Source organism: Cellulomonas sp. SLBN-39, assembly GCF_006715865.1.
GTDB lineage: Bacteria > Actinomycetota > Actinomycetes > Actinomycetales > Cellulomonadaceae > Cellulomonas.
In genome coordinates this window covers 3,031,812-3,057,101 of the sequence record NZ_VFOA01000001.1, presented here as the reverse complement: position 1 = coordinate 3,057,101, position 25,290 = coordinate 3,031,812, and the positions used below count along the sequence as shown (strand labels likewise).

The following is a 25,290-nucleotide window of genomic DNA, read 5'->3' as shown; positions in this document are numbered from 1 at the left end:
CGGGCGGGTGAGACCGCGGGGCGTGTCGCGGCGGGCGGGCCGCGGCGGGCGCACGCGTGGCACGATGAGGGCCCCGGGGCCGCACGCCCCGGACCTGCGCGCCGGACCTGCGCGCCGGCCCGCCGACCGGCGCGGCCCGGCACGGTCCGGCCAGCGGGGCACGGGCCCACGAGCACCGCCGAGGAGCAGCACGCCGATGACCGCCCCGCACGACGACCTGCGCCCGCCGACGGGGTCGGCGCCCGGGTCGCCCGACCCGGCGGCCGCGCCGGCCGCACCTGCACCGGCGGCGTGGTCCGCACCGGGCGGGACGCCGCCCCCGCCGCCGGCCGGGCCCGGCGGATGGGGCGAGCCCGCGTCGCCCGCCGCGTGGGGCACGCCGGCCGCCGGCCCGCAGACCGACACCGCCGCGCCCGCACCCGGCTGGCAGGCGCCCGCGGGGTGGGGCGGTGGGCAGGACGCCCCGCCCGCCTACGGCGGCGCCGGGGGGTGGGTCCCCGCGCCCGTGCAGCCCGGGATCGTGCCGCTGCGCCCGCTGGGCCTCGGGGAGGTCCTCGACGGGTCGGTCCGCGCGATCCGGGCCAACCCGACCGTCATGTTCGGCCTGACGGCCCTCGTCGTGACCGTCACCGTCGTCCTGCAGACGCTCGTGCAGCTGTACCTGAGCCGGATCCTCGCCGCCAGCCTCTCGGACGCGATGCTCAGCAGCGGCCTGGCCGCCGACGGCGGCGCGGAGATGACCGACGTGCTCGCGCTCTCGGGCGCCCAGACCGTGACGGCGCCGCTGCTGGTGCCGGCCGTCACCATGCTCACCGGCCTGCTCATCGTCTCGGTCAGCCGCTCCGTGATCGGCCGCACCGTGAGCATCCGCGAGGTGCTGCGGTCGCCGCGCGTGTGGTGGGTCTTCGGGTTCTCCGTGCTGGTCGGCCTCGCCCAGCTCGTCGTGCTGGGCGCGCTGGGCGGCGTGGTCGCCCTCGCCTTCGTGCAGGGGCAGGACGCGCTGGCCTGGGTCGTCCTGGTCGTCGGGCTGCTCGCCGTGCTCGTCGCCGGCGTGTGGGTGATGGTCCGCACGCTGCTCGTGCCCGCCGCGCTCATGCTCGAGGGCAAGCCGTTCTGGGCCACCGTCGCCCGGGCCTGGCGCCTGACGCGGGGTAGCTTCTGGCGCCTGCTCGGCATCTACCTGCTCTCGTCCGTCCTCGTGTCGGTCCTCGCGCAGCTGTTCATCGTGCCCGCGAGCCTCATCGGGTCCTTCGTCGTCGGCGCCACCGGCTCCTACGACCTGACGCTCGTGGTGAGCGCGGTCGGCAACGTCGTGGGCCTGACCGTCTCGACGTCGTTCCTCGCGGCCGTCGTCGCGCTGCTCTACGTCGACGTGCGGATGCGGTCCGAGGGCCTCGACGTCGAGCTGGCCCGCGCGGCCACCACCGCGTGAGGGCCCTCGTGCTGCACGTGCCGGTGGAGCCCGACGCGGCGACCGCGCGCCGCTGGGCGCTCGAGGAGCTCGCCGACCCCGTGTACCGCGCGCAGGAGTCGCTGCTGGACCGGGTGCTGGCCTGGCTGAGCGAGATGCTGCAGTCGCTGCAGGGCCCCGCGCTGCCGTCGGGCACGGCCGCGCTGGTCGTGGTCGGCGTCGTGGTCGTGGTCGTCGCCGTGGCCCTGTGGGTCGCCGGGCCCGTCCGGGTCGGCCGGGCACGTGCCGCGCGGGCAGGCGCCGTGCTCACCGGCGACGACCGGCGCACGTCGGCGCAGCTGCGCACCGCCGCCGACGAGGCGTCCGCCCGCGGCGACCACGCGCTCGCCGTGACCGAGCGGTACCGCGCGGTCGTGCGCGGGCTCGAGGAGCGTGCCGTGCTCGACGAGCGCCCCGGCCGCACCGCCCACGAGGCGGCCCAGGACGCCGGGCGGGAGCTGCCCGACGTGGCAGGGCCCATGCGCGACGGCGGGGACGTGTTCGACGCCGTCGTCTACGGCGGTCGCCGCGCCGACGCGCAGGACGACGCCCGGCTGCGGGCCCTCGACGACGCCGTCCGCGCCGCACGACGCCGACCGGTGCCGGTCGCATGAGCGCCCCCGTCGGCACCACCGGCCCCGGCCCCTCGCCGGCCGCCGCCCCGGCCTCGGGCACCGGGCCCTCCACCACCCCGGACGGGTCCGCCCCGACCGTCGTCGGCGACGGCACGACCGCCCGCAGCAGGGCGCGCAGCCGGTGGCGGCGGGCCCGCGGCTGGGTGCTGGTCCTCGCGCTCGCGCTCCCCGCGATCGGCATCCTCGCGCTGCCCGCCCCGCCGGCCTCGACGACGCCCGGCGCCCCGGACAACCCCGGCGCGGCCGGGTCCCGGGCCCTCGCGCAGATCCTGCAGCGGCAGGGCGTGGAGGTCACCTACGTGCGCACGTCCGCCGCCGCCCTGGCCGCGGCGCAGGACGGCGGGACCGTGCTCGTCGTCGGCGACACGTGGCTCATGCCCGAGCAGGCCGAGGCGCTCGTGGCGCTCGACAACGACCTGGTCCTCGTGAACGCGGCGTGGACGCTGTCGACCGTCGACCCGTCCGCCGGCACCGCCGGCTCGGGTGCCGCGACGTCGACGCGCGAAGCCGCCTGCGACGACCCCGACGCGGTGGCGGCCGGCACCATCACCGCGGGCGGGGGCCTCCTGCCGGGCGACAGCGGCGGGACCGTGTGCTTCCCGACGCCCGACGTGCCCGGCGCCGGCGCCTACCTCGCGCTCGAGCAGGACGGGCGACGGGTCACCGCGCTCAGCGACCTGGCCCCGCTGACCAACGCCGCGCTGGCCGACGAGGGCAACGCGGCCCTGGCGCTGCGGCTGCTGGGCCGGCACGACACCCTCGTGTGGTACCTGCCCGCGCTGGACGACGCCAGTGGCGTCGTCGCCGAGGACACCACGTCGCTGACCGACCTCGTGCCGTGGGTGCGCACCGTCGTGCTCTGGCTGCTCCTCGTGCTCGCCGTCACGGTCGTCCAGCGCGCCCGGCGGTTCGGCCCGGTGGTCGCCGAGACGCTGCCCGTGGTGGTGCGCTCCGCCGAGGCCACCCGCGGGCGCGGGCGCCTGTACCGGCGGGCCCGGGCCCACGGCCACGCGGGCGCCTCGCTGCGGGCGGGCACGGCCGCACGGCTCGCGCACCGTCTCGGGCTGCCCCGCTCGGCCTCCGGGCCCGCGCTCGTCGACGCCGTGCACCGCGCGTCCGGGCGGCCGGCCCGCGACGTCGACGCCCTCCTGTACGGACCACCCCCGACCGACGACGCCGCCCTGCAGCGGCTCGCCGCCGACCTTGACCAGCTCGAGAGCGAGGTTCACCGACCGTGACCGACGAGACGACGCCCCCCGCCGCCCCGACCTGGGGCGCGACGACCCCCGCCCCGCAGGCCGCACCCCCGGCGGACCTGCGCGCGGCGCTGGCCGACGTCCGCACGGAGGTCGCCAAGGCCGTCGTCGGGCAGGACGCCGCCGTCACCGGCCTGATCATCGCGCTGCTGTGCCGCGGGCACGTGCTGCTCGAGGGGGTGCCCGGCGTGGCCAAGACCCTCCTGGTGCGCTCGCTGTCGGGCGCGCTGCAGCTGGGGACCAAGCGCGTGCAGTTCACCCCCGACCTCATGCCCGGCGACGTCACCGGGTCGCTCGTGTACGACGCCCGGTCCGCGCAGTTCTCGTTCCGCGAGGGGCCCGCCTTCACCAACCTCCTCCTGGCCGACGAGATCAACCGCACCCCTCCCAAGACCCAGGCCTCGCTGCTGGAGGCGATGGAGGAGCGGCAGGTCACGGTGGACGGCGAGGCGCGGCCCCTGCCCGACCCGTTCGTCGTCGTCGCGACGCAGAACCCCGTGGAGTACGAGGGCACGTACCCGCTGCCCGAGGCCCAGCTGGACCGGTTCCTGCTCAAGCTCACGCTCCCCCTGCCCGAGCGCGCCGACGAGGTCGAGGTCCTCAGCCGGCACGCCGCCGGGTTCGACCCGCGCGACCTCGTCGCGGCGGGGCTGCGGGCCGTCGCCGGCGCGGACGCGCTCGCGGCCGCCCGCGCCCAGGTCGCGCAGGTGCAGGTCTCCCCCGAGGTGCTCGGCTACGTCGTCGACGTGTGCCGGGCCACGCGGACGTCGCCGTCCCTGAGCCTGGGCGTCTCGCCCCGTGGTGCGACGGCGCTGCTGGCGACGTCCCGGGCCTGGGCGTGGCTGTCGGGCCGGGCGTACGTGACCCCCGACGACGTCAAGGCGCTCGCGCACCCGACGCTGCGGCACCGCGTGCAGCTGCGGCCGGAGGCCGAGATCGAGGGCGTCACCGCCGAGACCGTGCTCGACACCGTGCTGGCCGCCGTGCCGGTCCCCCGCTGAGCCCGTGGCGCTGACCCGGCGGGCCGTCCTGCTCGCGCTGCTCGGGCTCGTCCCGGTGGTGCTGCTGCCCGTGCCCGCGACCGTGCTGCTGTGGGCGGTGGTCGTCGTCGTGCTGTGCGGCGTGGACGTGGCGCTGTCGGCGTCTCCGCGGCGCGTCGCGATCACCCGGTCCGTGCCCGCGCAGGTGCGGCTGACCGAGCCGGCGACGTCCGAGCTGACGCTGCGCAACGTGGGCACGCGCCGTCTGCACGCGCAGGTGCGCGACGCGTGGCCGCCGTCGGCGCTGCCCGACGCGGCGTCGCCGACGGGCGTGCGGACGCCGCGGCACCGCGTGCACCTGCCGGCGGGCGAGGCCGCGCGCGTGCGCACGGACCTGCTGCCGACGCGCCGCGGCGACCTGCGGGCCGACCGGGTCACGGTGCGGACCGTCGGGCCGCTGGGGCTGGCCGGGCGGCAGGCGTCGCTGCCCGTGCCGGGCCGGCTGCGGGTGCTGCCGGAGTTCGCGTCGCGCCGCCACCTGCCCTCGCGCCTGGCGCGTCTGCGGGAGATGGACGGCCGCGCCGCGGTCCTGGTGCGCGGCCAGGGCACCGAGTTCGACTCGCTGCGGGAGTACGTCGTCGGCGACGACGTCCGATCGATCGACTGGCGGGCCACCGCCCGGCGGGGCGACGTCGTGGTCCGCACGTGGCGGCCCGAGCGGGACCGGCGGGTGCTGATCGTGCTCGACACGTCCCGCACGTCGGCGGCGCGCGTGCTGGACGCACCGCGCCTGGAGGCGTCGGTCGAGGCGGCGCTGCTGCTGTCCGCGCTGGCGGGGCACGCGGGCGACCGCGTCGAGATGGTCGCCTACGACCGGCGGGTGCGGGCACGGGTCACGGACACCACGCGGGTGCTGCCCGCGATGGCCCAGGCGCTGGCCGGCGTGCAGCCCGCGCTCGTCGAGGCGGACTGGCCGGGCGTCGTGGGCCAGGTCCGGTCTCGGCTGAGCCGCCGCGCGCTCGTGGTGCTGCTCACGTCGCTCGACCCGTCGGCCGTCGAGCAGGGCCTGCTGGGTGTGGTCGGCCAGCTCACGCGCCGGCACCAGGTCGTGCTCGCGTCGGTGGCGGACCCCGAGCTGGAGGCGCTGCGCACGGCGCGCGGCTCGGCCGAGGCGGTGTTCGACGCGGCAGCGGCCGAGCGCGCGGCGCTCGAGCGGGTCGCGGTCACGACGCGGCTGCGGCAGCGGGGCGTCGAGGTGGTCGAGGCGCTGCCCGAGGACCTGGCGCCGCGGCTGGCGGACACCTACCTCGCGCTCAAGGCGGCGGGGCGCCTGTAGGACCGACCACCGGCAGGACCGGTGGGCCGCACGGCTCCGGTCAGCCCGCGGTCGCGACCGAGTACCCGGCGCGGTCGTCCTCGAGGTCGCCCGTTCGCCCCGCCCGCACCGCGCGCCCGCCGAGCACGATCGTCCAGGCCCAGAACGCGGCGAGCACGACCGCGCCGATCGCGACCTTGACCGGCCAGGGCAGCGCCGAGCCGGTGACGAACCCCTCGACGAGGCCCGACACGCCCAGGACGAGCACGAGGCCGAGCGCGACGGTGAACAGGGCCCTGCCCTCCTGGGCCAGAGCCCGGCCCCGCGGGCGCGGCCCGGGGTCGACCCACGTCCAGAACAGCCGCAGGCCCGCGGCACCGGCCACGAAGATCGCCGTCAGCTCGAGCAGTCCGTGCGGGGCGATGAGCTGGAGGAACACGTCGAGCCGGCCGTGGGCGGCCATCAGGCCACCGGCCGCCCCGACGTTCACGGCGTTCGTCAGCATCATGTAGGCGGGCAGCAGGCCCGTGATGCCCGTCCCGATGCAGACCGCGGCGATCCAGGCGTTGTTCGTCCAGACCATCGCCGCGAACCCCGCGCCGGGGTCGTAGTACTCGACGAAGGCGCGCTCGACGTAGTCGCGCTGCTCGGCCGGCGTGCCCATGAGGGCGAGCGCCTCGGGCTGCGTGGCCACGAGCACCCCGACCGCGACGGCGACCACGAGGAACGCGGTCATCACGGCGACGGTCCACCACCGCACCCGGTACAGGGCCGCCGGCACCGTCACCATGACGAACTCGACGACGTCGCGCCACGAGAGCGCGTGGGTGCCGGCCAGCCGGGCGCGGGCACGGGCGAGGAGCTGGGACAGCCGGGCGACGCTCTCCGGGTCCGGGGCGGCGGACCGCACGGACGACAGGTCGGTCGCGGTGGACTGGTAGAGGCGGACCAGCTCGTCGGCCTGCGCGCCGGACAGCCTGCGGGTGCGCACGAGGCGGTCGAGGCGCTCCCAGGCGGGGCGGCGCGCGTCGGAGTAGGCGTCGAGGTCCACGGCCCCAGCCTGCCACCTCGTCACGCGTCGGCGGGTGCGCCGGTCCGCGGACCACCCGTGCGCCGCTGCCCGGGCGCCGGGCCGGCAGGTAGCCTGCCGGGGTGAGCAGCGACGTCGACCAGGGGATCGTCACCGGCGAGGGCGTGCTGCTCGAGACGCGGCCGGCGGGCTTCGCGTCCCGCCTGCTCGCCGCCCTGCTCGACCTGGTGGTCCTCGGCGTGCTCCTGCTGGTCGTGATCGTCGTGCTCGGCAACGCGCAGGTGGTGCTCGACGAGCAGACCACGCGCATCGTCGGCATCGTCTCCGTGGTCGTCGTCATGGTCGTGCTCCCGACGACGGTCGAGACGCTCACGCGCGGCCGGTCCCTCGGCAAGCTGGTGGCCGGGGTGCGGGTGGTGCGCGACGACGGCGGTCCGGTGCTGTTCCGGCACGCGTTCGTCCGAGCCCTGACCGGCGTCGTCGAGCTGTGGATGACGGTCGGCTGCGTGGCGGTGATCTGCTCCGTGGTGCACCCGCGCGGCAAGCGGGTGGGCGACATCCTCGCGGGCACCTACGGGGTGCGGGTGCGCGGCGCCCGGATCGTGACCGAGCGGGCGCAGATGCCCCCGGAGCTGGCCGGCTGGGCGACCCACGCGGACGTCGCCCGGCTGCCCGACGGCCTCGCGCTGGCCGTGCGGCAGTTCCTCGGGCGGGCCACGCGGCTGCACGTGGCGTCCCGGGTGGACCTCGGGACGCGCCTGGTGGCGCAGGTGCGCCCGTTCGTCAGCCCGGACCCGCCGGCGGGCACCCACCCGGAGGCGTTCCTGGCGGCGGTGCTCGCCGAGCGGCGGCGGCGCGAGACGCTCGTCGAGCGGGAGCGCGTGGAGCGCGAGCAGGCCGAGGGCGCCCTGCTGCACCGGCTGCCGCACGGCGTGCCCGAGCCGCAGGCCTGACCTCGGCGCCGCCGGCGCGGGCCGAGCGCCCCGGGGACCGTACTGCCGGACGTGCACGACCCCCGACCCACGGGTGACCTGCGCCACATTCTGGCCATGCATCCACCATGTCAAGGTCACGGTGTGGTCACGATCTGTTCCGGTCGCGTCGTCGCAGGTCAGCGCGGCGTTTCTGCTCCTCGGCACCACCGACACGCACGCGATCACCCCGGTTCGCGGGCGGGCCGCGGTTGCGACGGCTTCCCGACCCGGTGCAGGGTGGACGCGTCCCGGCCGCTGGTCGGGACGGGCCCCGAGGTGTGCGTGACGCGCGCCTCGCCACCCGGTGCGCACCGCACCGACCGGCTGGGACCGCCCCCGCGAGCGGTCCGGGGCCCGCCGTGATGGAGCCCGACGACGGTGGCACGCACCTGCGCGCCACCGTGGCTGCCGCATGCCCGGCGGCCGGGCTCGAGGAGACACAGAGGTGGACGTGACCGCACTGCTGCGCGCCGAGGGCGTGTCCAAGGTGTTCGGACGACGACCCGGCGAGGCCGTCCGGCGGCTGCGCCAGGGCGCGACCCGCGACGAGGTCCGAACCTGGGGCACCGCGGCCGTCATCGACGCGAGCTTCGAGGTCGCGGCCGGCGAGACGTTCGTCGTGATGGGGCTGTCGGGGTCGGGCAAGTCGACGCTGATCCGGATGCTCAACGGCCTGTGGCGCCCCACCGAGGGGCGCATCGTGCTCGGCGACGACGACCTGGCCCAGGTCGACGCCCGGCGCCTGCGCGAGCTGCGCCGCAGCCGCGTGAGCATGGTCTTCCAGCACTTCGCCCTGCTCCCCCACCGCACGGTGCTCGACAACGCCGCCTACCCCCTGCAGGTCCAGGGCGTGGCCCGCGACGAGCGGCGCCAGCGCGCCGGCGAGGCCCTGGAGATGGTCGGGCTGTCCGGCTGGGCGGACTCCCTGCCCTCCCAGCTGTCGGGCGGCATGCGCCAGCGCGTGGGCCTGGCCCGCGCCCTGGCCGCCGGCACCGACGTGCTGCTCATGGACGAGGCGTTCTCCGCCCTCGACCCCCTGATCCGCCGCGAGATGCAGGACCAGCTGCTCGAGCTGCAGCAGACCCTCGGCAAGACGGTCGTGTTCATCACGCACGACCTCAACGAGGCCATGTACCTCGGCGACCGGATCGCGGTCATGCGCGACGGCCGCATCGTGCAGGTCGGCACCGGCGAGGAGGTGCTGTCCGCACCCGCCGACGACTACGTCGCCCAGTTCGTCGCGGACGTCGACCGGTCCCGCGTCCTGACCGCGTCGTCCGTCATGCGCAACCCCGCGGTGACCGTGCAGGTGACCGCGGGACCCCGGCAGGTGCTCCGCACCCTGCGCGAGCACCAGGTGCCCGCCGCGTACGTCGTGGACCGCCGCCGGGTCCTGCAGGGCCTCGTGCGCGACGCCGGCGTCGTGGAGTCCCTGCGCCAGGGCGCGGCCGCACTGACCGACGCGGTCGAGCGCGACGTCGCGACCGTCGGCCCCGGCACCGCGCTGGCCGACGTGTTCGCCCCGGCGGCCCAGTCCGCGCTGCCGGTGCCCGTCGTCGACGACGGCGGGCGGCTCGTGGGCGTCGTCCCGCGCGCGACGCTGCTCGAGGCGATGACCCCGCTGGACGTGACCGTCGAGGACGAGCTGCCGCACACCCCGCCGCAGGGGTCGCCCCTGCCCGGCGACGCCCCGCCCGCCACGACCCCCACCGACCGGCCCACCGATGCGGAGGTGCTCGCGTGAGCGCCACGATCCCCCTGCCCCGTCTTCCCCTGGGTGACGCCGTCGAGTCCGCGGTCGACTGGGTCACCGTGACGTTCAGGGCCGTCTTCCGCACCCTGCGCGACCTCGGCGAGGGGACCTACGACGTCCTCGTGGCCGTCCTCGCCGGCCCGCCCGCGTGGGCCACGGCGCTCGCCCTCGTCGTGGTCGCCCTGCTCGTGCGGGGCTGGCGCCTCGCCGCCGGGGCGGGGCTGGGCTTCGCGCTCGTCATCGCGGTCGGCCAGTGGGACAACGCCATGGACAGCCTCGCCCTCGTGCTGCTGGCGAGCGTCCTCGCGCTCGCGCTCGCCGTGCCGCTGGGGATCTGGGCGGCCCGCAGCGACCGCGTCTCCGGCCTTCTCCGCCCCGTGCTGGACCTCATGCAGACGATGCCCGCGCTCGTCTACCTCATCCCGATGGTCTTCATCTTCCGCGTGGGCATCGTGCCGGGCATCGTGGGGACCGTGATCTTCGCGATGGTGCCCGGGGTGCGCTTCACCGAGCTCGGCATCCGGCAGGTCGACCGCGAGGTCGTCGAGGCCGGGCACGCCTTCGGCGCCACCGAGGGCCGCATCCTGCGCGACATCCAGCTGCCCCTCGCACTGCCCACGATCATGGCCGGGGTGAACCAGGTGATCATGCTCGCCCTGTCGATGGTCGTCATGGCCGGCCTCGTCGGGGCCGGCGGCCTGGGGGGCGAGGTCGTCAGCGCCCTGACCCGGGTGAACATCTCCCTCGGCGTCGAGGCCGGCCTGTCGGTCGTCATCCTCGCCATGTTCCTCGACCGCGTGACGTCCGCGCTGGCCGCCCGCGCACCCGTCTCGCGCGCCCTCGCCGCGTCCGCGGCCTGACACACGTCCGGCGCCCCGGCGCCGGCTCCCCACCCCCGGGACGGGCACCAGGCCCGTCCCTCACGGAAGGACACGATGACCCGCGAACGCCTGCGCACCACCCTCGCCACCGCGACGGCCCTCACCCTCGGGCTGGCCGCCTGCTCCGGCGGCGACGCCGAGGCCGAACGCCTCGAGAACGGCGACCTGCCGACCGTCTCGATCGGCATCCACTCCGGCTGGGACGAGGGCATCGCCGTCTCGCACCTGTTCGCCGCGGTCCTCGAGGACGCCGGCTACGAGGTCGAGACCCAGGAGGCCGACCCGGGCATCGTCTACACCGGTCTGGCCTCGGGCGACTACGACGTGAACTTCGACATGTGGCTGCCCGCGACGCACGCGGACTACCTCGAGGAGTACGGCGACGACCTCGAGCAGCTCGGCGTCTGGTACGACGACGCCACGCTGACCGTCGCGGTGAACGAGGACGCACCGATCACGTCGCTGGACGAGCTCGCCGAGAACGCGGACGCGTTCGGCGGTCGGATCATCGGCATCGAGGCGGGTGCCGGCCTGACGCGCATCGTCCAGGAGGAGGCCGTGCCGGAGTACGGGCTGGAGGACATGGAGCTCGTGGTCTCGTCCACGCCCGCCATGCTGGCCGAGCTCGACGCCGCCACCTCGGCCGGCGAGGACGTCGTGGTGACGCTGTGGCGCCCGCACTGGGCCTACGACGCGTACCCGATCCGCGACCTCGAGGACCCCGCGGGCGTCATGGGTGACGCGGAGGAGATCCACTCGGTCGGGCGCACCGGCTTCACGGAGGACTACCCGTCGCTGTCCGCGATGGTCGCGGCCTTCACGCTGACCGACGAGCAGCTCTTCTCCCTCGAGAACCTCATGTTCAACGAGGACGGCGGCACCGACCCGGGCGCGTCCGCGCGGGCCTGGCTCGAGGAGAACCCGGAGGTCGTCGACGAGCTGGAGCAGGCCGCCGGCAGGTGACCGACGCCCCCACGACGAGGGACGGGCCCCCGCACACCGTGCGGGGGCCCGTCCCTCGTCGTGTCAGAGCGCGCGCGCCTCGTCGACGAGCAGCACCGGGATGCCGTCGCGCACCGGGTACGCCAGCCGGCGCGTGCCGTCGGTGCCGATCAGCACCGGTGCCCCGTCCGCGTCCGTGCCGTCCACCAGCTCCGAGCCCGTGACCGGGCAGCGCAGCAGCGCCCGCGCCCACGGGTCGAGCCGCACGGCCGTCGCCTCGTCGCTCATGCGCCCTCCTCCTGCCGCACCAGGCCCAGGACGTCGTCGCGGACCTTCTCCATGATGTCCTCGTCGGCCGCCTCCACGTTCAGGCGCAGCAGCGGCTCGGTGTTCGACGCGCGCAGGTTGAACCACCACTGCGGGTGGCCCGACCAGTGCGAGACCGTCAGGCCGTCGAGCTCGTCGACCTCGACCGGGCCGGCGCCCTGCTGCGTCACGTAGGCCTCGACGACGCGGGCCCGCGCCGCGGCCACGTCCACGACCCGGGAGTTGATCTCGCCGCTCGCCGCGTACGGCTGGTACTGGTCGGCCAGCGCCGACAGCGGGTGCGGCTGCGACCCGAGCGCGGCCAGCACGTGCATGGCCGCGAGCATGCCGGTGTCGGCGAAGAAGAAGTCGCGGAAGTAGTAGTGCGCGCTGTGCTCGCCGCCGAAGACGGCGTCGTGCTCGGCCATCTGCGCCTTGATGAACGAGTGCCCCACGCGCGTGCGCACCGTGCGCGCGCCCGCGGCGCCCAGCAGGTCGGGCACCACCTGGGACGTGATGAGGTTGTGGATCACCGTCGGGGTGCGTCCCGCGGCGACCTCGCGGGCGACCTCGCGCAGACCGACCAGCGCGGTGATCGCGGACGGGCTCACCGCGTCGCCGTTCTCGTCGACGACGAAGCAGCGGTCCGCGTCGCCGTCGAAGGCCAGGCCCAGGTCCGCGCCGTGCTCGACGACGGCGGCCTGCAGGTCCACCAGGTTGGCGGGCTCCAGCGGGTTCGCCTCGTGGTTGGGGAAGGTCCCGTCCAGCTCGAAGTACAGCGGCACGACGTCCAGCGGCAGCTCCGGCAGGCCGGCGCCGGTGCCCAGCACCGCCGGGACCGTGTGCCCGCCCATGCCGTTGCCCGCGTCGACGACGACCTTCAGCGGCCGCCCCCCGGACAGGTCGACCAGCGAGCGCAGGAACGTCGCGTACTCCGTCAGCATCTCCTCCTCGCGGACCGTGCCCGGCACGTCGACGACCGGCACCTCCTCCGCGAGGTAGCGGCCCGCGAGCTCGCGGACCTGCGTGAGGCCGCTGTCCTGCCCCACGGGCCGGGCGCCGGCGCGGCAGAGCTTGATGCCGTTGTACTGCGCCGGGTTGTGGCTGGCCGTGAACATCGCCCCCGGGACCCCGCGGGCGCCCGACGCGTGGTAGAGACCGTCCGTCGAGCACAGCCCGATGAGGACGACGTCGACGCCGCGGGCGGTCAGGCCCTCGGCGAAGGCGCCGACGAGCTCGGGCCCGGAGGGGCGCATGTCGTTGCCGACCACCACGGTCGGGGTGCCCGCGGCCTCCGGCAGCACCACGACGTCGGCGAAGGCCGCGCCGATGGCGCGCGCCACCCGGGCGTCGAGCTGGTCGGGGTACGTGCCACGCACGTCGTAGGCCTTGATGAGCGCGGACAGGTCGACAGGTGCGGGCACGGGAGCTCTTTCGCCTCGGGTTCGAACTGGCTGCGCCCACTCTAGCGACGCGGGTCGGTGCGGCTGCGCCCGTGCCGCGGGCCGCGACGGGCCGCCCGGGGTCGCGGGGTCAGCCCCGGTCCGGCAGGTCGAGCGGCGTGCCGTCGAGCCGCAGCGGGCTGCCGTCGCCGTCGGCCGCGAACCAGGCGGTCGTCTCGCACCCGGTGCAGGACACGAACGTCCCCGGGCGGCCGTCCGGCAGGCCCATCTCGATCCGGGTGAGGTCGGTGCGGCCGCAGCGCGGGCACGCCTGCGAGCCCGGCGCACCGCCGAACGACGGGCGGCTGAACGAGCCCAGGGGCAGCGGCTCGTCGTCGGGACGACCCCGACGACGGCTGCTCACGGCGCGCCGTCCCCGTGCACCACGCGCAGGTGCCCGCGACGGCGACCGTCCTCGGGAGCCGCGGGCGGGGGCACGGACTCCAGCGGCCCGACCGGCTCCGGAGCACGACGCCGGCCCGCCTCACGGACCGCGTCGGCCAGGGCCAGCAGGTCGTCACGGCTCGGCTCGGGGGCCTGCAGGTCCGGCGTCAGCCGGACGATCTCCCAGCCCCGCGGGGCCGTCAGCCGCTCGGCGTGCGCGACGCACAGGTCGTACGAGTGGGGCTCGGCCAGCTGCGCCAGGGGCCCGAGCACCGCCGTGGAGTCCGCGTACACGTAGGTGAGCGTGGCCACCGCGGCGTGCGGGCACGCGGTGCGCGAGCACTGGCGGACGGATCTCACGTGCAGACCGTACCCCCGTCCGGGCGCCACGCCCGCGTGTACACGCGGACCACGTACCCCGGACGCCGGCCGGACGACCCGGACGGCCCTGCCGGCGACGGTGCGCTGGCTACAGTGGGCCGGTGAGCTCAACGCCCCGCCGCCCCGGCCCGTCGGACCGCGGGTCCGTCGCGCGCCGCGCGTCCCCGCCGCCCGGTGCGGCGCTCGCGGGCGGGCACGCCGTCCGGCGTCGTGACCGTCGTGGGCGGGGCCCCCGGGGCCCGCTGCTGCCGATGTCGACGCCGGGCTACCGCACGCGCGCCGAGCGGTTCGACGACCTCGTGCTCGACGCCGTCGAGGAGCTCGAGCAGCGGTGGTCCGACCAGCTGGCCGGCACCGAGTTCGCCGTCGAGGACGTCCCGCCGTCGAACCCGGCGCCGTGGGAGCGCGGCGGCGTCCCGCTCGGCCGCTGCTTCCCCGCCGACGCCGGGCTGCCGCACCGGGTCGTGGTCTACCGCCGCCCGGTGGAGCAGCGGGCCGCGGACCCGGCGGACCTCGCCGACCTCGTCCGCGACGTCGTCGTCGAGCAGGTCGCGCACCTGCTCGGAAGATCCCCCGACGACGTGGACCCGGGCTACGGCGAGGACCACTAGGGTGTGCCGACGATGAGTGCGACGAGCCCGGCGCCGAGCCCCTCCTCCCCCGCCCCCGCGCCGGAGGCGGTCCCTGCCGACGCCACCGCCCGGGCGGCGTCCCGATCTGCGGCGACGCGCGTGCGTGTCGTGTGCGTCGTCTTCCACCCGGGCAGCGAGCTCGACCGCTTCGTGCGGACCCTCGCCACCGCGACCGCCGACCCGGTCGAGCTCGTGATCGTCGACAACGGGACCGACCAGACCGTCGCCTCCCGCGTCGCGGACGCGGCGGGCGCCTCCCTCGTCGTCCCGGGGCGCAACCTGGGCTACGGCGCCGCCGCGAACCTCGGCTGCCAGGGCGCGAGCACCCCCTACCTCGTGGTCGCCAACTCCGACATCGAGTGGACCCCGGGCTCGCTGGACCGCCTGCTCGCGGCGGGCGACGAGCAGCCGACGGCCGGTGCGCTCGGTCCGATGCTGCTGAACACCGACGGCAGCGTGTACCCCTCGGCGCGGGCCCTGCCGTCGCTCGCGGCCGGCGCGGGCCACGCGATCTTCGCCAAGCCGTGGCCCAACAACCCGTGGACGCGCACCTACCAGGCCCGGCACGAGACGATGGGCGGCTACCTGCGCGCCGCCGGCTGGCTCTCGGGCGCCTGCCTGGTGCTGCGCCGGACCGCGTTCGAGCAGATCGGCGGCTTCGACGAGAGCTACTTCATGTTCTTCGAGGACGTGGACCTCGGCGAGCGCCTCGGCCGCGCCGGCTGGGAGAACGTCTACGTGCCCGACGTGCACGTGACCCACGTGGGCGGCACGTCGTGGCGTCAGCGACCGGCGCCGATGATCCGCGCGCACCACGCGTCGGCCCGCCAGTACCTGGGCCGGCGGTACGGGCGCTGGTACCAGGCACCCGTGCGGCTCGCGGTGAACCTCGGGCTGCGGGTGCGCGAGCGCGTGCAGATGCGCGCGACCGAGCGCGCCTGACCCGACCGGGACCCGGTCGACCGCCGCCGAGGCAGTCGGCTCAGCCCCGCAGCGCCACCCGCGGGTCCTCGACGACCGCGACCGTCGGCTCCTGCGCGGGCGCCGGCACCGGCACCAGCACGGAGACCAGCGTCCCGTCGGCCTGCTCGCGCTGCACGAGGACCGACCACGCGAGCTCGGCCCCGACGGCGTCGACGAGCTGCACCCCCGCCGCGAGGTCGGACAGGTCCTCGTCGGACAGCGCCGACAGGTCCCACGCGCCCGTGGTCCCGGCGTCCACGCTGACGGTGCTCTCGAGGAGCGCCTCGCCCTGGGCGTCGAGCACCCGCAGCAGCGCGGTGCCCACCCCCTCGCCGGCCGCGTCGCCGGCGGCGACCGCCCCGACGACGAGCCGCGCCCGCATCCCCGCCGGCAGCGCCACGACCCCGTCGGCGCCGGGCGTCGACGGGGACCACGCCCGCTCGACCCGGGGGGCGTCGTCGAGCTCGCCGGGCTCGCCCGTGCGCGCCGACTCGGCCGCCGCGACGACGGGGGCACCCGCGTCGACCACGACCGTGCGCTCGCCCTCCGGCAGCCCGGTGAGGGGCACGTCGACGACCGTGCCGGCCGTGAGGGGCACCCGGTCGAGACCGGGGACGTCCACGGGACCTTCCTCGCCGAGGACGGTGACCGTGGCGGTCGTGCTGCGCTCGGTCGCGAGCAGCCGCAGCACGGCGGAGTCCGCCTCGTCGGGCCCGGCCGAGACGCCCGGCACCCGTTGCCGCGTCGCGGGCGCCGCCGAGGCGCCGACGAGCTCGACCCCGGCGGGGGTGAAGCCGTCGAGGCGGGCGTCCTGCAGGTACGCCGCGACCTGGCCGCCGGTGGAGGCGACGTGCACGACGAGCGCCGGCTGACCGGGCGCCGCACCCGTGAGGTCGACCACGGACCGGTCGCCGGGCGCCACGACGACCAGGTCGGAGGCCAGGTCCACGGGACCGGCCGCACCGAGCACGCGGACCTCGACCTGGGCCGCCGTCAGCCCGGCGTTCACCAGCAGCAGCGACGTCGTCGCCCCCGGCGTGGTCGACCCCCCGACGAGCCACTGCTCGACGCCGGGAGCCGTGCACGACACGGCCGCGCTGCCGCGCAGGTCGCCGTCCGTGACGCGGACCGCGGCGGCCGCCGCCACGAGAGGCGCGTCCTGCGCCGGGGCCGCGCGCACGGCGGTGGTGGTGTCGGCCGCGTCGAGCCCGGTGGACCCGCCGCCGGCGGGCAGGGAGGTCACGACCGAGGCCGCGTCCAGACCGGTCACCGCGACGTCGCCGGCGCCGGGGCCCGCCACGGACAGCACCTCGACGCGGGCCTGCGGCGGGACGGGCACCGGGTCGAAGCCCGCGTCGCCGCGGCCGGAGCCGCCCGGCAGCACCAGCGGGCCCGGGCAGACCAGCGTCGACGCCGAGGGCGGGACCGCGACCTGCGCCGGCTCGCCCGCCCGCACGGGGGCGACCCCGAGCCGTCCGCCGACGGCGAGCGACGCCGCGACGGCGGCGAGCAGGGCGACGCCCGAGACGGTCTGCAGGGCGCGCTCGCGGGCCCTGCGTGCGCGGCGCGAGCTCATGTGCGCACCCCCCGCCGGCGGCGCAGCGGTACGGCGAGCAGCCCCGTCAGGACGACGGTGGCGCCGAGGGCGCTCAGCCACGGCGTGCGGCCGGGGGCGTCGTGGCGGACCACGAGCCGTCCGCCGTCGGCGCCGAGGACGAACGCCTGCCGCCAGCCGACCGTGGTCGGGGCGAGGGGGCGCCCGTCCAGCCACGCGTGCCAGCCGTCGCCGGACCGCTCCGCGAGGACGAGGACGCGGCGTCCGTCGCCGTCCTCGACGGTGGTGCGCACGGTCCGTCGGTCGGCGTCGACCGGGGCGGCCTCGCCCGCCAGCAGGGCGGGGTCGTCCGCGGCGGCGTCGGACGCGTCCTCGGGCACCGTACGGGCCCAGGAGGTGACGACGTCGCCGTCCGCCCCCGCGACGCGCCACAGGGTGCCCGCGGCGTCGTGGGTGACACGCTCGAGCCCCGGCGTGGCGTCGAGCACAGCGACGAGGCGGGTGCGCGCGGCGTCCGCGGCCGGGTCGGTCGCCGCGGGCACGAGCACGTCGCCGACGGCGAGGGCCGCGAGCCCAGCGGCCGCGTCCGGCGCGGTGCTGGTGGAGAGCCGCGCCACGAGGGTGTGCACCTCGGCGGTCGCGGGGTCCGCGGCGTCGTCCTCGACGAGCTGGCGGGTCCGCACCGCCGCGGACTGGTCGACCATCTGCGTGCCGTCGGCGCGCAGCAGCTGCCAGGCGAGCGTGCCGTCGGTCCGTACCGTCAGGGCGAGCACCCGCGACGCGGCCGCCGACTGAGCGCCCTGCTGCCCGACGGCGGGGACCACCGGGCCCGAGACGACGCCCGGCGACCCCCCGCCGCGCACTCCAGCCGTCCAGCCGACCAGCGGCGTGAGCACGACGACGGCGGCGAGCACCGCGACGAGCACGGCCGCCGGCTGCCGCCAGCCGAACGTCTGCGCGGCGAGGCGCTCGCGCAGGCGGTCGGCGCCGAGCAGGCCGGCGGCGAGCAGCCCGAGGGTGGCGAGCGAGAGCGCGGCGCCCGTCCAGGCGGGGCCGGTGCCCTCGGCCGTCGGCACCGCGGTCACGGCGGCGACGACGGCGGCCGTGGCCAGGCCCGCGGCGGCGGCCCACCAGCAGAGGCGGACGGCGCGGGACACGGGCGCGCCCCGCAGCAGCGCGAGGACCGCGAGCAGGACCAGCACCGCGCCCGGCGCCGCGACGACCACGAGGGCGGCGGTGCCGGGCAGCTGCGGCACCAGGCCCGTCGCGTCCGCGGGCAGGCCCAGGACCCGCTGCCAGCCGGCCGCCGGCGCGGCCAGGGCGGGCGCTCCGGGGTCGGCGAGCAGCAGGGCGAGCCCGTCGGTGCCGCGGCGCGCGACCTCGGCCAGGAGCGGGGCGAGCAGCACGAGCGACGGCACCGGCACGAGCAGCACCCGCAGGCGGCCGCGCGGCGCGGTCGCCGCGACCGCGAGGACGACCGTGAGCACGGCGGGCAGCAGCGCGGGTGCGCCGGCGAGGACGACCGCGAGCGCGAGAGCGGCGCCCGCAGCGGCGGCGACGGACCCCGTCGGGGCGGCGGCGCCGACGAAGCGGTCGTCGGCCGCTCCGTCCTCCTCGGCAGGGGCTGCCGTGCGCGGGTGCGGGACGGACGGGGTGCCGCGGGCGGGCGTCGTGCCGACCACGGGGGTGCGTCCGTCGTCCTCGGCGGCGCGGGGGCCGGCCCGTACCGCCGTGGCCACACCGGACAGCACCCGGTCGACGCGCTGCACGCCGACGGCACGGGCCAGGCCCAGCGCGACCCAGGGCAGGGCGACGTGCACGAGCACGGCGCCGACGCGGGTCTGCCCCACGGCGAGGAGCAGGGCCGGCGCGGCGGCCCATGCGACGGCGGCCCACGCCCGCAGCACGGTCGAGCGCGTCGCGGCGCCGGACGCCGTCCACGCGGAGTACCCGGCGAGCGGCACGGCGGCGAGGACGAGGAGCCCGAGGGCGGTGCCGGCGCCGCTCTCGGAGAGGGCGGCGAGGGGGACGAGGAGCAGGGCGAGGGGGTCGGCGGGGCCGCGGTCGCCCAGCCCGGCGGCGACCCAGCCCGACGTCGCGGCGGCCCACACGTCCGCGAGCGGCGTGGTGGCCCGGGCGAGGGCGGGTCCGGTGAGGGCCCCGCCGGCCAGGAGAGGGCCGAGCAGGCGCCCGAGGGCGACGACCGTGACGACGACCAGCACGATGAGCACGAGGCCGAGGGTGGCGCGACGGCGGGTGGCGAGGGCGGCGAGCTCGCGCAGCTCGAGCTCGCTGAGGGCACGGACGACGCGGCGCGCCTCGAGGCGTGCCAGCCGCCGGTCGCGGGCCTGCACCCACACGTCGCGCCACGTCGCCTGCAGCGGGTGCAGGGTGCGCCGGGCGAGCACGCGGGTCGTCCGGGCCCGGCCGCGGGCGCGCACGACCGCGCCGGGGCGCAGCAGCACGGTGAGGGCGGCCCGCAGCTCGGCGACGGCCAGGCCGGGACGCTTGGCGGCGACCTGCCCGAGCGCACGCACCACCGCGACCGTCGGCACGAGCAGGACGACGAGCGGAAGCAGCGCGGGGGCGGCGTGCACGAGACGCTGGTGCAGGAGCGAGGTGCGGCGCGGCAGGAAGGAGCGGGTGGGGTCGGCGCCGTCGGGCTCGCCGTCGCCGTCGAGGTCGACCTCGCGGGCTGCGAGCTCGCCACCGTCCCCGCGGGCGGGCCGCAGGCCGTGGTACGCCGCCTGCGCGTGCCGGACGACGGCCGCGGGCACGACGACGACGCGGTGCCCGGCCAGGCGGGCACGGCGGGAGAGGTCGAGGCCGTCGCCGAAGGGGCCGAGGGCGGGGTCGGTGCCGCCGAGGGCGTCCCAGACGTCGCGGCGGACCAGGGCGCCGGCGAGGCCGACGCCCAGCACGTCGGACCGGCCGTCGTGCTGACCCTGGTCGAGCTCGCCGGGCTCGACGTCGGTGCTGCGCCGTCCGGAGCGGGTGGTGCGCAGCCCGACCTCGAGCAACCGTTCGGGCGAGGTCCAGGTGCGCTGCTTGCAGCCGGCGACGGCGACGGACGGGGCGTGGCCGACGGTGCGCACGAGGTGCGCGAGGGCGTCGGGGGCGGGTGCGCTGTCGTCGTGCAGGAGCCACAGCCACGGCGACGGTGCGCCGCCGAGCGTGCGCTCGAGGACGTCGAGACCGGCGGTCACGGCCTCGCCGAAGGTCGCGGCCCGGGGCACGCCGACGCTCGTCAGGCGGGGCACGGGCGCGGAGAGCTGGGCGAACGCGGCGTCCAGCACCGGCCCGACGGCACGGCCGTCGGACGCCCCGACATCGACGACGAGGACGCGGGTGGGGCGGCGGACCTGCGCCGCGAGGGCCCGCAACGTCGTGGCGAGGTACCCGGTGCGTCCGCGGGTCACCACCACGGCCGTGACGGGCGTCGTCACCGGCACCGAGGCGGTCGTCGGGAGGTCCACGGGGGACAGCGTGTCAGTCATGCTCGCGTCATCATGCCCCGGCGGCGGCGTCCGGGCGGCGAGCGCACGCGGCGCGTCGCTCCCGGCCCACCCGGCACGCACCGTCGCGCGCGGGCCCGCCGCGGTCCGCGCCGGCTCGGCGGTGCGGACCTGCGGGTGCTGCGGTCAGACGACGCGCCGCTTGAGCTTGCGGCGCTCGCGCTCGGACAGGCCGCCCCAGATGCCGAACCGCTCGTCGTTCTCCAGCGCGTACTCGAGGCACTCGGAACGCACGTCGCAAGACGTGCACACCTTCTTGGCCTCGCGGGTCGAGCCGCCCTTCTCGGGGAAGAACGCCTCGGGGTCGGTCTGGGCGCACAGGGCGCGCTCCTGCCACCCCATGGGTCCGTCGTCGTCGGGCGTGCCGAACAGCGACAGGACGTTGGACGCCGGCGCCTGTGCCGGTGCCTCGACGTCTGTCGGGAAGGTCTCGTCGTCGAGCAGGTGCCACATGCGTGCCTCCGCGGGTTGGTGCTCGTGCTGCTCGTGATGCTGGCTGGCTGGCTCGCTCGAAGCTGCCGGTGCGGCGCGGAAGGCCGCGACGTGGTGCCCGTTCGATGAATCAGTTCTCAGGAATTACACGCGTGTCGTTCGAGGCCGTCAACCCGAGGCGTGCTAGATGCCCGGCTTGTCCGGGTGAAAACTCACCCGGCCGGGTGACGTGTCCGTTCTGTCTAGCCTTGGGCTCATGACGCCACCCCCGCACCCGAGCCCACCGCCTCCCGGCCACCCCGGCGATCGGGACCTCGCACACGTGCTCGCGACGTTGCAGAAGGAGCCGGGGCGACCTCGGCTCACCTGGTACGGGCACGACGGGGAGCGCGTCGAGCTCTCCGGCGCCGTCGTCGTGAACTGGGTCACGAAGACGACGAACCTCCTCGTCGAGGAGTACGACGTCGGACCGGGCAGCGAGGTGCTGCTCGACCTTCCCCTGCACTGGCGCACCGTGCTGTGGGCGCTGGCCACGTGGCGGGCCGGGGCCTGCGTCCTGGCCCCCGACGCCGGCGGCAGCCGACGGAGCGCCGACGTCGTCGTCACGGCCGACGTGGCACGCCACGTCGACGCACCGGCCCTCGTGGCGGTCGCGCTGCCCGCGCTGGCGCGCCGGGTCGACAGCCCCCTGCCGGCGGGCGCCACCGACGGCGCGGCGGCCGTCATGACCTACCCGGACCAGCTGGGCCCCGTGCCACGGCCGGACCCGGGGGCGCCGGCGCTCGACGGCGTCACGCACGGGGACCTGCTCGCACGCGCGCACGGGACCACCACGGCGACCGGCGTGCGGCGCCTGGAGGCCGCCGGCACGGACCCCGTCACGGCGACCGCGCTGCTGGGCGTGCTGGGACTGCTGAGCGGCGGTGGCTCGCTCGTGCTCGTGGATGCGGCAACCGCGCAGGCCCTGCGCACCGACGAGGCCCGACGAGCGCGCCTCGTCACCTCCGAGATCGTCACCGAGGACGCGCTGGACGGGGACCCCGCCGGCCCGGCACGCTCGTCGACGGCCCCGCTCGACCGGTGAGCACCGACGACTCTCCCGCGCGCCGGTCGCGCCCCGGGCGTGACGTGCTGGTCTCGGTGACGGTCGCCGTCCTCGCCGCCGCAGCCGCGTGGTCGCGGCTCGACGCCACCACGCGAGGCACCCTGTGGGCTGAGGACGGCAGGGTCTTCGTCCTGGACGCCTGGGGCGAGGCCTGGTGGCGCGTCCTGCTCGAGCCGTACGGCGGATACCTGCACCTCGTCCCGCGCGTGCTCGCCGAGCTGGCCGTCACCGTCGTGCCCACCGAGGACGTCGCCGTGGCGGTGACCGCGCTCAGCTGTGCCGTCGCCGGGGCGGTCGCCGGGGTGGTGCACGCCTGCGCGGCCTCGGTCACCCCCTCCCGCGGCGGACGGCTCGCGCTCGCTGCACTGACGGTCGTGGTTCCCGCGGCCGGTGTGGAGGTCCTCGGGAACCTGGCCAACCTGCACTGGTTCTTCCTGTGGGCCACCCCGTGGCTCCTGCTGCACCGTCCCCGGACCCGGACGGGCGCCGCCGCACTCGGCCTGCTCGGCCTCGCGGCAGCCCTCACCGAGGTCCAGGTGGCGTACTTCCTCCCGCTCGCGGTGCTCGGCCTGCGCGAGCGCAGGTGCCTCCCGGTGCGCGCAGGCCTGCTGATCGGCCTCGGTGCGCAGGCCGTGGCGGTGCTCACGGTGCCGCGAGGAGAAGCCGTCGGGCTGGTACCCGGGGTCGACGTCGTCGCCGCCGGGTACCTCGTGGACGTCGTCCTTCCCGTCTGGCTGGGGACGCCGGAGACGGTGACGGTCGTCCTGGCGGGCGTCGGATGGGGCGCCGCGGTGCTCGCACTCGTGCCGACGTGCCTCGCCGCGGTCCTGGTCGCACGGCGCGCGACCGGTACCGAGCGCACGGCGGGGCTCGTGCTCCCGGTCTTCTCGGTCGTCACCTGGGCGATCCCCGTGCTGCTCAACCGTGCGGCGTTCGACTGGTCGCGCCCCGACCCCGGCGACCCCGCGGTCGAGGTGATCCGCTACGCGGTGGTCGCATCGATGCTGCTCGTGAGCGGGATCGTGCTGGCCGCCCGGCACGTGCCGCGCCGCCGGTGGGCCCAGGTGCCGGCGGTCCTCGTGGCGCTGACGCTCACCGCGGCCTCGGTGCACGCGTGGCAGGTGCCCGGCACCCAGCGGCAGGCCGGTCCGTCGTGGCAGCGCGAGGTGGCGGACGCGCGACGGGCGTGCTCGACGCCCGACGTCGTCGTCGAGCTCGAGGCCGCCCCGGACGCGCACTGGACCGTGCGCGTCCCGTGCGGCGTGCTGGACGACGGCTGAGCAGGGCTGCGCGAAGGCGTGCGCCTGCTCACGTCCCCGGCAGGGCGAGCCAGAGCGAGCTGGTCGTCGTCTCGACAGCGAACGGCCGCCCGGCGATCCTGCGCGCGGCGGTCGGGACGGTCGTCGTGACGACCTCCTGCGCGGGGCCCACGAGCGCCAGGTCCCCCGGGTCGAAGGACATCACCGCGACGGCGCCCCCCCAGGCCGCGGTCACGTCCTCGACCAGCCCGGGGGTCGGCACATCGAACGTCTGGACGACCTCGACGTCGCACACGATGCGCAGGGTCGCCGCGTACTGGAACGGCGAGGAGTGCACCCACAGCACGCGGGAGACGCCGACGTCCTCGAGCCGGGCACAGGCCGCCCTGGCCTCGTCGAGACGACCGTCCTGCTCGGCGACGTCGTGCACCTGGCTCCAGACCGACAACGGCCACAGGGCGACCAGCACCGCGGCCGCACCGAGCACGACCCGTACGGCCGGCACGCGCGAGGAGGGCTGGCGTCGCACGACCGCCCTGCACCCCTCGCGCAGGGCCCAGACCCCCAGGACGAGCAGCGCGGGCACGGCGACCGGCACGAGCCTGCGGACCGCCCAGAGCTGGTCGGGCGTGATCGACACACGGACCACGTAGGGCAGGGCACCCAGGAGGAGGGTCACGACCGCGGCCAGGAGCGCCGCGTCCGCGCGTCGCACCGCCCGGCGGACCACGAGCGCCGCCCCCGTCAGCCCCAGGACGAGCAGCGGCCAGCCCACGTACCAGGCGAGCCAGGTCAGGGTCATCTCGTCGTAGCCACGCGTGGGGTCGAGCGGAAGCCCCTCGGCGAGCTGCTGCCGTCCGACGGCCCCGGCGACGCCGGCGTCGTCGACGGACCGGGACACCAGCCACCACGGCCTGCTGACCAGCACGAGGGCCACCACCGCGACGCACCCCCCGAGGACGTCGGCGGCGCGACCGGCCGGGTCCGGGCGCCACCCGACGAGCCGACGCGCGACGGGCTCGGCCACGAGCGAGCGCCCCACGACGGTCGTCAGGACGAGCCCGGCCGCGAGCGGCCCGGCGAACGGCAGGTGCTGGACGAGGTACGCGGGGCTCTCGAGCGCGAGGTCGACGTAGCCCAGCGCCGTCAGTGCGAGCGCGGGGGCAGCGGCGGCGTCGAGCTGCGACCGTCGACGGCTGCGGACGGACGTGTCACGGGTGACGAGGGCCACCGCCGCGAGCGCGACCACGAGAGCACCGACGACGATGGCACCGTCGATCCGGGCTGCGCCGGCGAGGCCGACGGCGCAGCCGGCCCACGCCGCGTGCGTCGCACGGCCCGACCGCACGGCTCGCACGAGGAGCGCCACCCCCAGGGCGACCAGGGCCGTCGTCGTCGGCTCGGTGTAGGCCGAGCGCGTGAAGGTGAGGAACGGCAGGCTCAGGGCGAGGGTCGTCGGTGGCAGCAGGGCCCACACCGGGCCGACGAGCTCACGGCCCAGCACGTACACGGCAAGCAGCGCGACCGCCCCGATCACGACACCCGCGGCGAGCACCGCGTGCGTGCCCGCGACCTGACCCGCGAGGCCGAGGAGCGCCGGAACCGTCTTGTTGCCCTGCGCGTGCAGCGCTCCGCCGACCTGCGTGAACGCCTCGGCGTCGGCGAGCACGCCCGGGACGGCGGAGGCCACGGCGGCCGCACCGCCGACCGGCACCGACGCGTCCGGGTGCCCCGCGAGCCAGAGCCCTTCGAGCGTGAGGAACCCCGGGTCGCGGGCCACCACCACGTACTGGCCCACGTGGGTGACGCCCCAGCAGGCCCACGCCGCCGCCGCGAGAAGGGCGACGCCCGCCGCAGGGGCCGCACCGCGTCGGGGCGCGTGGTGCGGGACGGACCGCACCACGAGGACGGCGAGGGCACCGGCGACGGGCAGCACGAGCGCCGCGTGCAGCGCCCCGAGCAGGGTCGCGACGAGCGACACCAGGGCCAGCACGGCGAACAGGACGACGAGGGCGTCGGGCAGGTGCACCAGGCCGTCGGCAGCCCGCGCGGACCAGGGCCGGGCGGGACCGGGCGCCGGTGGCCGCACGCGGCTCACGC

The 25,290-nt window shown here is 77.0% G+C and carries 22 protein-coding genes; 13 read left to right on the top strand and 9 right to left on the bottom strand.

The window, feature by feature from the left end:
* Window positions 1-196 precede the first annotated feature (196 nt).
* From FBY24_RS13940 to FBY24_RS13920, 5 genes are read left to right on the top strand one after another with little or no spacing between them, the layout of a single operon-like run.
* Window positions 197-1,432: a hypothetical protein gene (locus tag FBY24_RS13940; protein WP_142161488.1), complete on the top strand. Its 1,236-nt coding sequence runs from the start codon at window positions 197-199 to the stop codon at window positions 1,430-1,432.
* Window positions 1,429-2,064, top strand: coding sequence for a DUF4129 domain-containing protein (locus tag FBY24_RS13935; RefSeq protein ID WP_142161486.1), 636 nt, complete (start codon window positions 1,429-1,431; stop codon window positions 2,062-2,064). The genes FBY24_RS13940 and FBY24_RS13935 overlap by 4 nt, the downstream gene beginning before the upstream one ends.
* Window positions 2,061-3,323 carry a DUF4350 domain-containing protein gene (locus FBY24_RS13930; RefSeq protein WP_142161484.1) on the top strand — a complete coding sequence of 421 codons (1,263 nt, stop codon included), beginning with the start codon at window positions 2,061-2,063 and terminating at the stop codon, window positions 3,321-3,323. Before FBY24_RS13935 ends, FBY24_RS13930 begins: the two co-directional genes overlap by 4 nt.
* Window positions 3,320-4,342, top strand: coding sequence for a MoxR family ATPase (locus tag FBY24_RS13925; RefSeq protein ID WP_174243495.1), 1,023 nt, complete (start codon window positions 3,320-3,322; stop codon window positions 4,340-4,342). The genes FBY24_RS13930 and FBY24_RS13925 overlap by 4 nt, the downstream gene beginning before the upstream one ends.
* A gap of 4 nt (window positions 4,343-4,346) precedes the next feature.
* Window positions 4,347-5,657 carry a DUF58 domain-containing protein gene (locus FBY24_RS13920; RefSeq protein ID WP_142161482.1) on the top strand — a complete coding sequence of 437 codons (1,311 nt, stop codon included), beginning with the start codon at window positions 4,347-4,349 and terminating at the stop codon, window positions 5,655-5,657.
* A gap of 40 nt (window positions 5,658-5,697) precedes the next feature.
* Here FBY24_RS13920 and FBY24_RS13915 read toward each other — a convergent pair whose 3' ends face one another.
* Window positions 5,698-6,687, bottom strand: a complete 990-nt coding sequence (locus tag FBY24_RS13915) for a stage II sporulation protein M (protein ID WP_140458572.1) — start codon at window positions 6,685-6,687, stop codon at window positions 5,698-5,700.
* Window positions 6,688-6,788: 101 nt separating this feature from the next.
* Between FBY24_RS13915 and FBY24_RS13910 the strand changes: the two genes are divergently transcribed.
* From FBY24_RS13910 to FBY24_RS13895, 4 genes are all read left to right on the top strand, one after another.
* Window positions 6,789-7,619: an RDD family protein gene (locus FBY24_RS13910; RefSeq protein ID WP_142161480.1), complete on the top strand. Its 831-nt coding sequence runs from the start codon at window positions 6,789-6,791 to the stop codon at window positions 7,617-7,619.
* Window positions 7,620-8,052: 433 nt separating this feature from the next.
* Window positions 8,053-9,384, top strand: coding sequence for a glycine betaine/L-proline ABC transporter ATP-binding protein (locus FBY24_RS13905; RefSeq protein WP_142161478.1), 1,332 nt, complete (start codon window positions 8,053-8,055; stop codon window positions 9,382-9,384).
* Entirely contained in the window at window positions 9,381-10,253 is an 873-nt protein-coding gene (locus FBY24_RS13900; protein WP_142161476.1) for a proline/glycine betaine ABC transporter permease, read from the top strand. The genes FBY24_RS13905 and FBY24_RS13900 overlap by 4 nt, the downstream gene beginning before the upstream one ends.
* Window positions 10,254-10,328: 75 nt before the next feature.
* Entirely contained in the window at window positions 10,329-11,237 is a 909-nt protein-coding gene (locus tag FBY24_RS13895; protein ID WP_142161473.1) for a glycine betaine ABC transporter substrate-binding protein, read from the top strand.
* 63 nt (window positions 11,238-11,300) lie between these two features.
* On the opposite strand, the gene FBY24_RS13890 is transcribed toward FBY24_RS13895, so the two are convergent.
* The 4 genes from FBY24_RS13890 to FBY24_RS13875 form a co-directional block, all read right to left on the bottom strand.
* The gene (locus FBY24_RS13890) at window positions 11,301-11,504 is read right to left on the bottom strand and encodes a Trm112 family protein (protein ID WP_142161471.1); all 204 of its coding nucleotides are present in this window, start codon (window positions 11,502-11,504) and stop codon (window positions 11,301-11,303) included.
* Window positions 11,501-12,946, bottom strand: coding sequence for a phosphomannomutase/phosphoglucomutase (locus FBY24_RS13885; RefSeq protein WP_142161469.1), 1,446 nt, complete (start codon window positions 12,944-12,946; stop codon window positions 11,501-11,503). Before FBY24_RS13885 ends, FBY24_RS13890 begins: the two co-directional genes overlap by 4 nt.
* Before the next feature lie 109 nt (window positions 12,947-13,055).
* On the bottom strand, window positions 13,056-13,328 hold the full coding sequence (locus FBY24_RS13880; protein WP_142161467.1) for a hypothetical protein: 273 nt from the start codon (window positions 13,326-13,328) through the stop codon (window positions 13,056-13,058).
* On the bottom strand, window positions 13,325-13,708 hold the full coding sequence (locus FBY24_RS13875; protein ID WP_142161465.1) for a DUF3499 domain-containing protein: 384 nt from the start codon (window positions 13,706-13,708) through the stop codon (window positions 13,325-13,327). Before FBY24_RS13875 ends, FBY24_RS13880 begins: the two co-directional genes overlap by 4 nt.
* A gap of 122 nt (window positions 13,709-13,830) precedes the next feature.
* On the opposite strand from FBY24_RS13875, the gene FBY24_RS13870 reads away from it, so the two are divergent.
* On the top strand, window positions 13,831-14,340 hold the full coding sequence (locus tag FBY24_RS13870) for a metallopeptidase family protein (RefSeq protein ID WP_370510993.1): 510 nt from the start codon (window positions 13,831-13,833) through the stop codon (window positions 14,338-14,340).
* A gap of 12 nt (window positions 14,341-14,352) precedes the next feature.
* Window positions 14,353-15,303, top strand: a complete 951-nt coding sequence (locus tag FBY24_RS13865) for a glycosyltransferase family 2 protein (protein WP_142161463.1) — start codon at window positions 14,353-14,355, stop codon at window positions 15,301-15,303.
* Window positions 15,304-15,343: 40 nt separating this feature from the next.
* On the opposite strand, the gene FBY24_RS13860 is transcribed toward FBY24_RS13865, so the two are convergent.
* The 3 genes from FBY24_RS13860 to FBY24_RS13850 all read right to left on the bottom strand — a co-directional run bounded on the left by FBY24_RS13860 (window position 15,344) and on the right by FBY24_RS13850 (window position 20,847).
* On the bottom strand, window positions 15,344-16,900 hold the full coding sequence (locus FBY24_RS13860) for a DUF5719 family protein (RefSeq protein ID WP_142161461.1): 1,557 nt from the start codon (window positions 16,898-16,900) through the stop codon (window positions 15,344-15,346).
* The gene (locus FBY24_RS13855) at window positions 16,897-20,376 is read right to left on the bottom strand and encodes a glycosyltransferase (protein ID WP_142161459.1); all 3,480 of its coding nucleotides are present in this window, start codon (window positions 20,374-20,376) and stop codon (window positions 16,897-16,899) included. Before FBY24_RS13855 ends, FBY24_RS13860 begins: the two co-directional genes overlap by 4 nt.
* Before the next feature lie 144 nt (window positions 20,377-20,520).
* Entirely contained in the window at window positions 20,521-20,847 is a 327-nt protein-coding gene (locus FBY24_RS13850) for a WhiB family transcriptional regulator (protein WP_142161457.1), read from the bottom strand.
* 301 nt (window positions 20,848-21,148) lie between these two features.
* On the opposite strand from FBY24_RS13850, the gene FBY24_RS13845 reads away from it, so the two are divergent.
* Together FBY24_RS13845 and FBY24_RS13840 are read left to right on the top strand one after the other, a co-directional pair.
* Window positions 21,149-21,910 (top strand): TIGR03089 family protein, encoded by a 762-nt coding sequence (locus tag FBY24_RS13845; RefSeq protein ID WP_255432397.1) that lies wholly within the window; start codon window positions 21,149-21,151, stop codon window positions 21,908-21,910.
* Window positions 21,907-23,211: a hypothetical protein gene (locus FBY24_RS13840; protein ID WP_142161453.1), complete on the top strand. Its 1,305-nt coding sequence runs from the start codon at window positions 21,907-21,909 to the stop codon at window positions 23,209-23,211. Before FBY24_RS13845 ends, FBY24_RS13840 begins: the two co-directional genes overlap by 4 nt.
* Before the next feature lie 28 nt (window positions 23,212-23,239).
* On the opposite strand, the gene FBY24_RS19695 is transcribed toward FBY24_RS13840, so the two are convergent.
* Entirely contained in the window at window positions 23,240-25,288 is a 2,049-nt protein-coding gene (locus tag FBY24_RS19695) for a glycosyltransferase family 39 protein (protein ID WP_142161451.1), read from the bottom strand.
* Window positions 25,289-25,290 lie beyond the last annotated feature (2 nt).

What these genes read in the sequence shown, in the direction of transcription:
- FBY24_RS13860 (WP_142161461.1), bottom strand. Translation starts at nt 16,900, where the DNA reads ATGAGCTCGCGCCGCGCACGCAGGGCCCGCGAGCGCGCCCTGCAGACC.
- FBY24_RS13905 (WP_142161478.1), top strand. Translation starts at nt 8,053, where the DNA reads ATGCCCGGCGGCCGGGCTCGAGGAGACACAGAGGTGGACGTGACCGCA.
- FBY24_RS13930 (WP_142161484.1), top strand. Translation starts at nt 2,061, where the DNA reads ATGAGCGCCCCCGTCGGCACCACCGGCCCCGGCCCCTCGCCGGCCGCC.
- FBY24_RS13940 (WP_142161488.1), top strand. Translation starts at nt 197, where the DNA reads ATGACCGCCCCGCACGACGACCTGCGCCCGCCGACGGGGTCGGCGCCC.
- FBY24_RS13855 (WP_142161459.1), bottom strand. Translation starts at nt 20,376, where the DNA reads ATGACTGACACGCTGTCCCCCGTGGACCTCCCGACGACCGCCTCGGTG.
- FBY24_RS13895 (WP_142161473.1), top strand. Translation starts at nt 10,329, where the DNA reads ATGACCCGCGAACGCCTGCGCACCACCCTCGCCACCGCGACGGCCCTC.
- FBY24_RS13890 (WP_142161471.1), bottom strand. Translation starts at nt 11,504, where the DNA reads ATGAGCGACGAGGCGACGGCCGTGCGGCTCGACCCGTGGGCGCGGGCG.
- FBY24_RS13865 (WP_142161463.1), top strand. Translation starts at nt 14,353, where the DNA reads ATGAGTGCGACGAGCCCGGCGCCGAGCCCCTCCTCCCCCGCCCCCGCG.
- FBY24_RS13850 (WP_142161457.1), bottom strand. Translation starts at nt 20,847, where the DNA reads ATGTGGCACCTGCTCGACGACGAGACCTTCCCGACAGACGTCGAGGCA.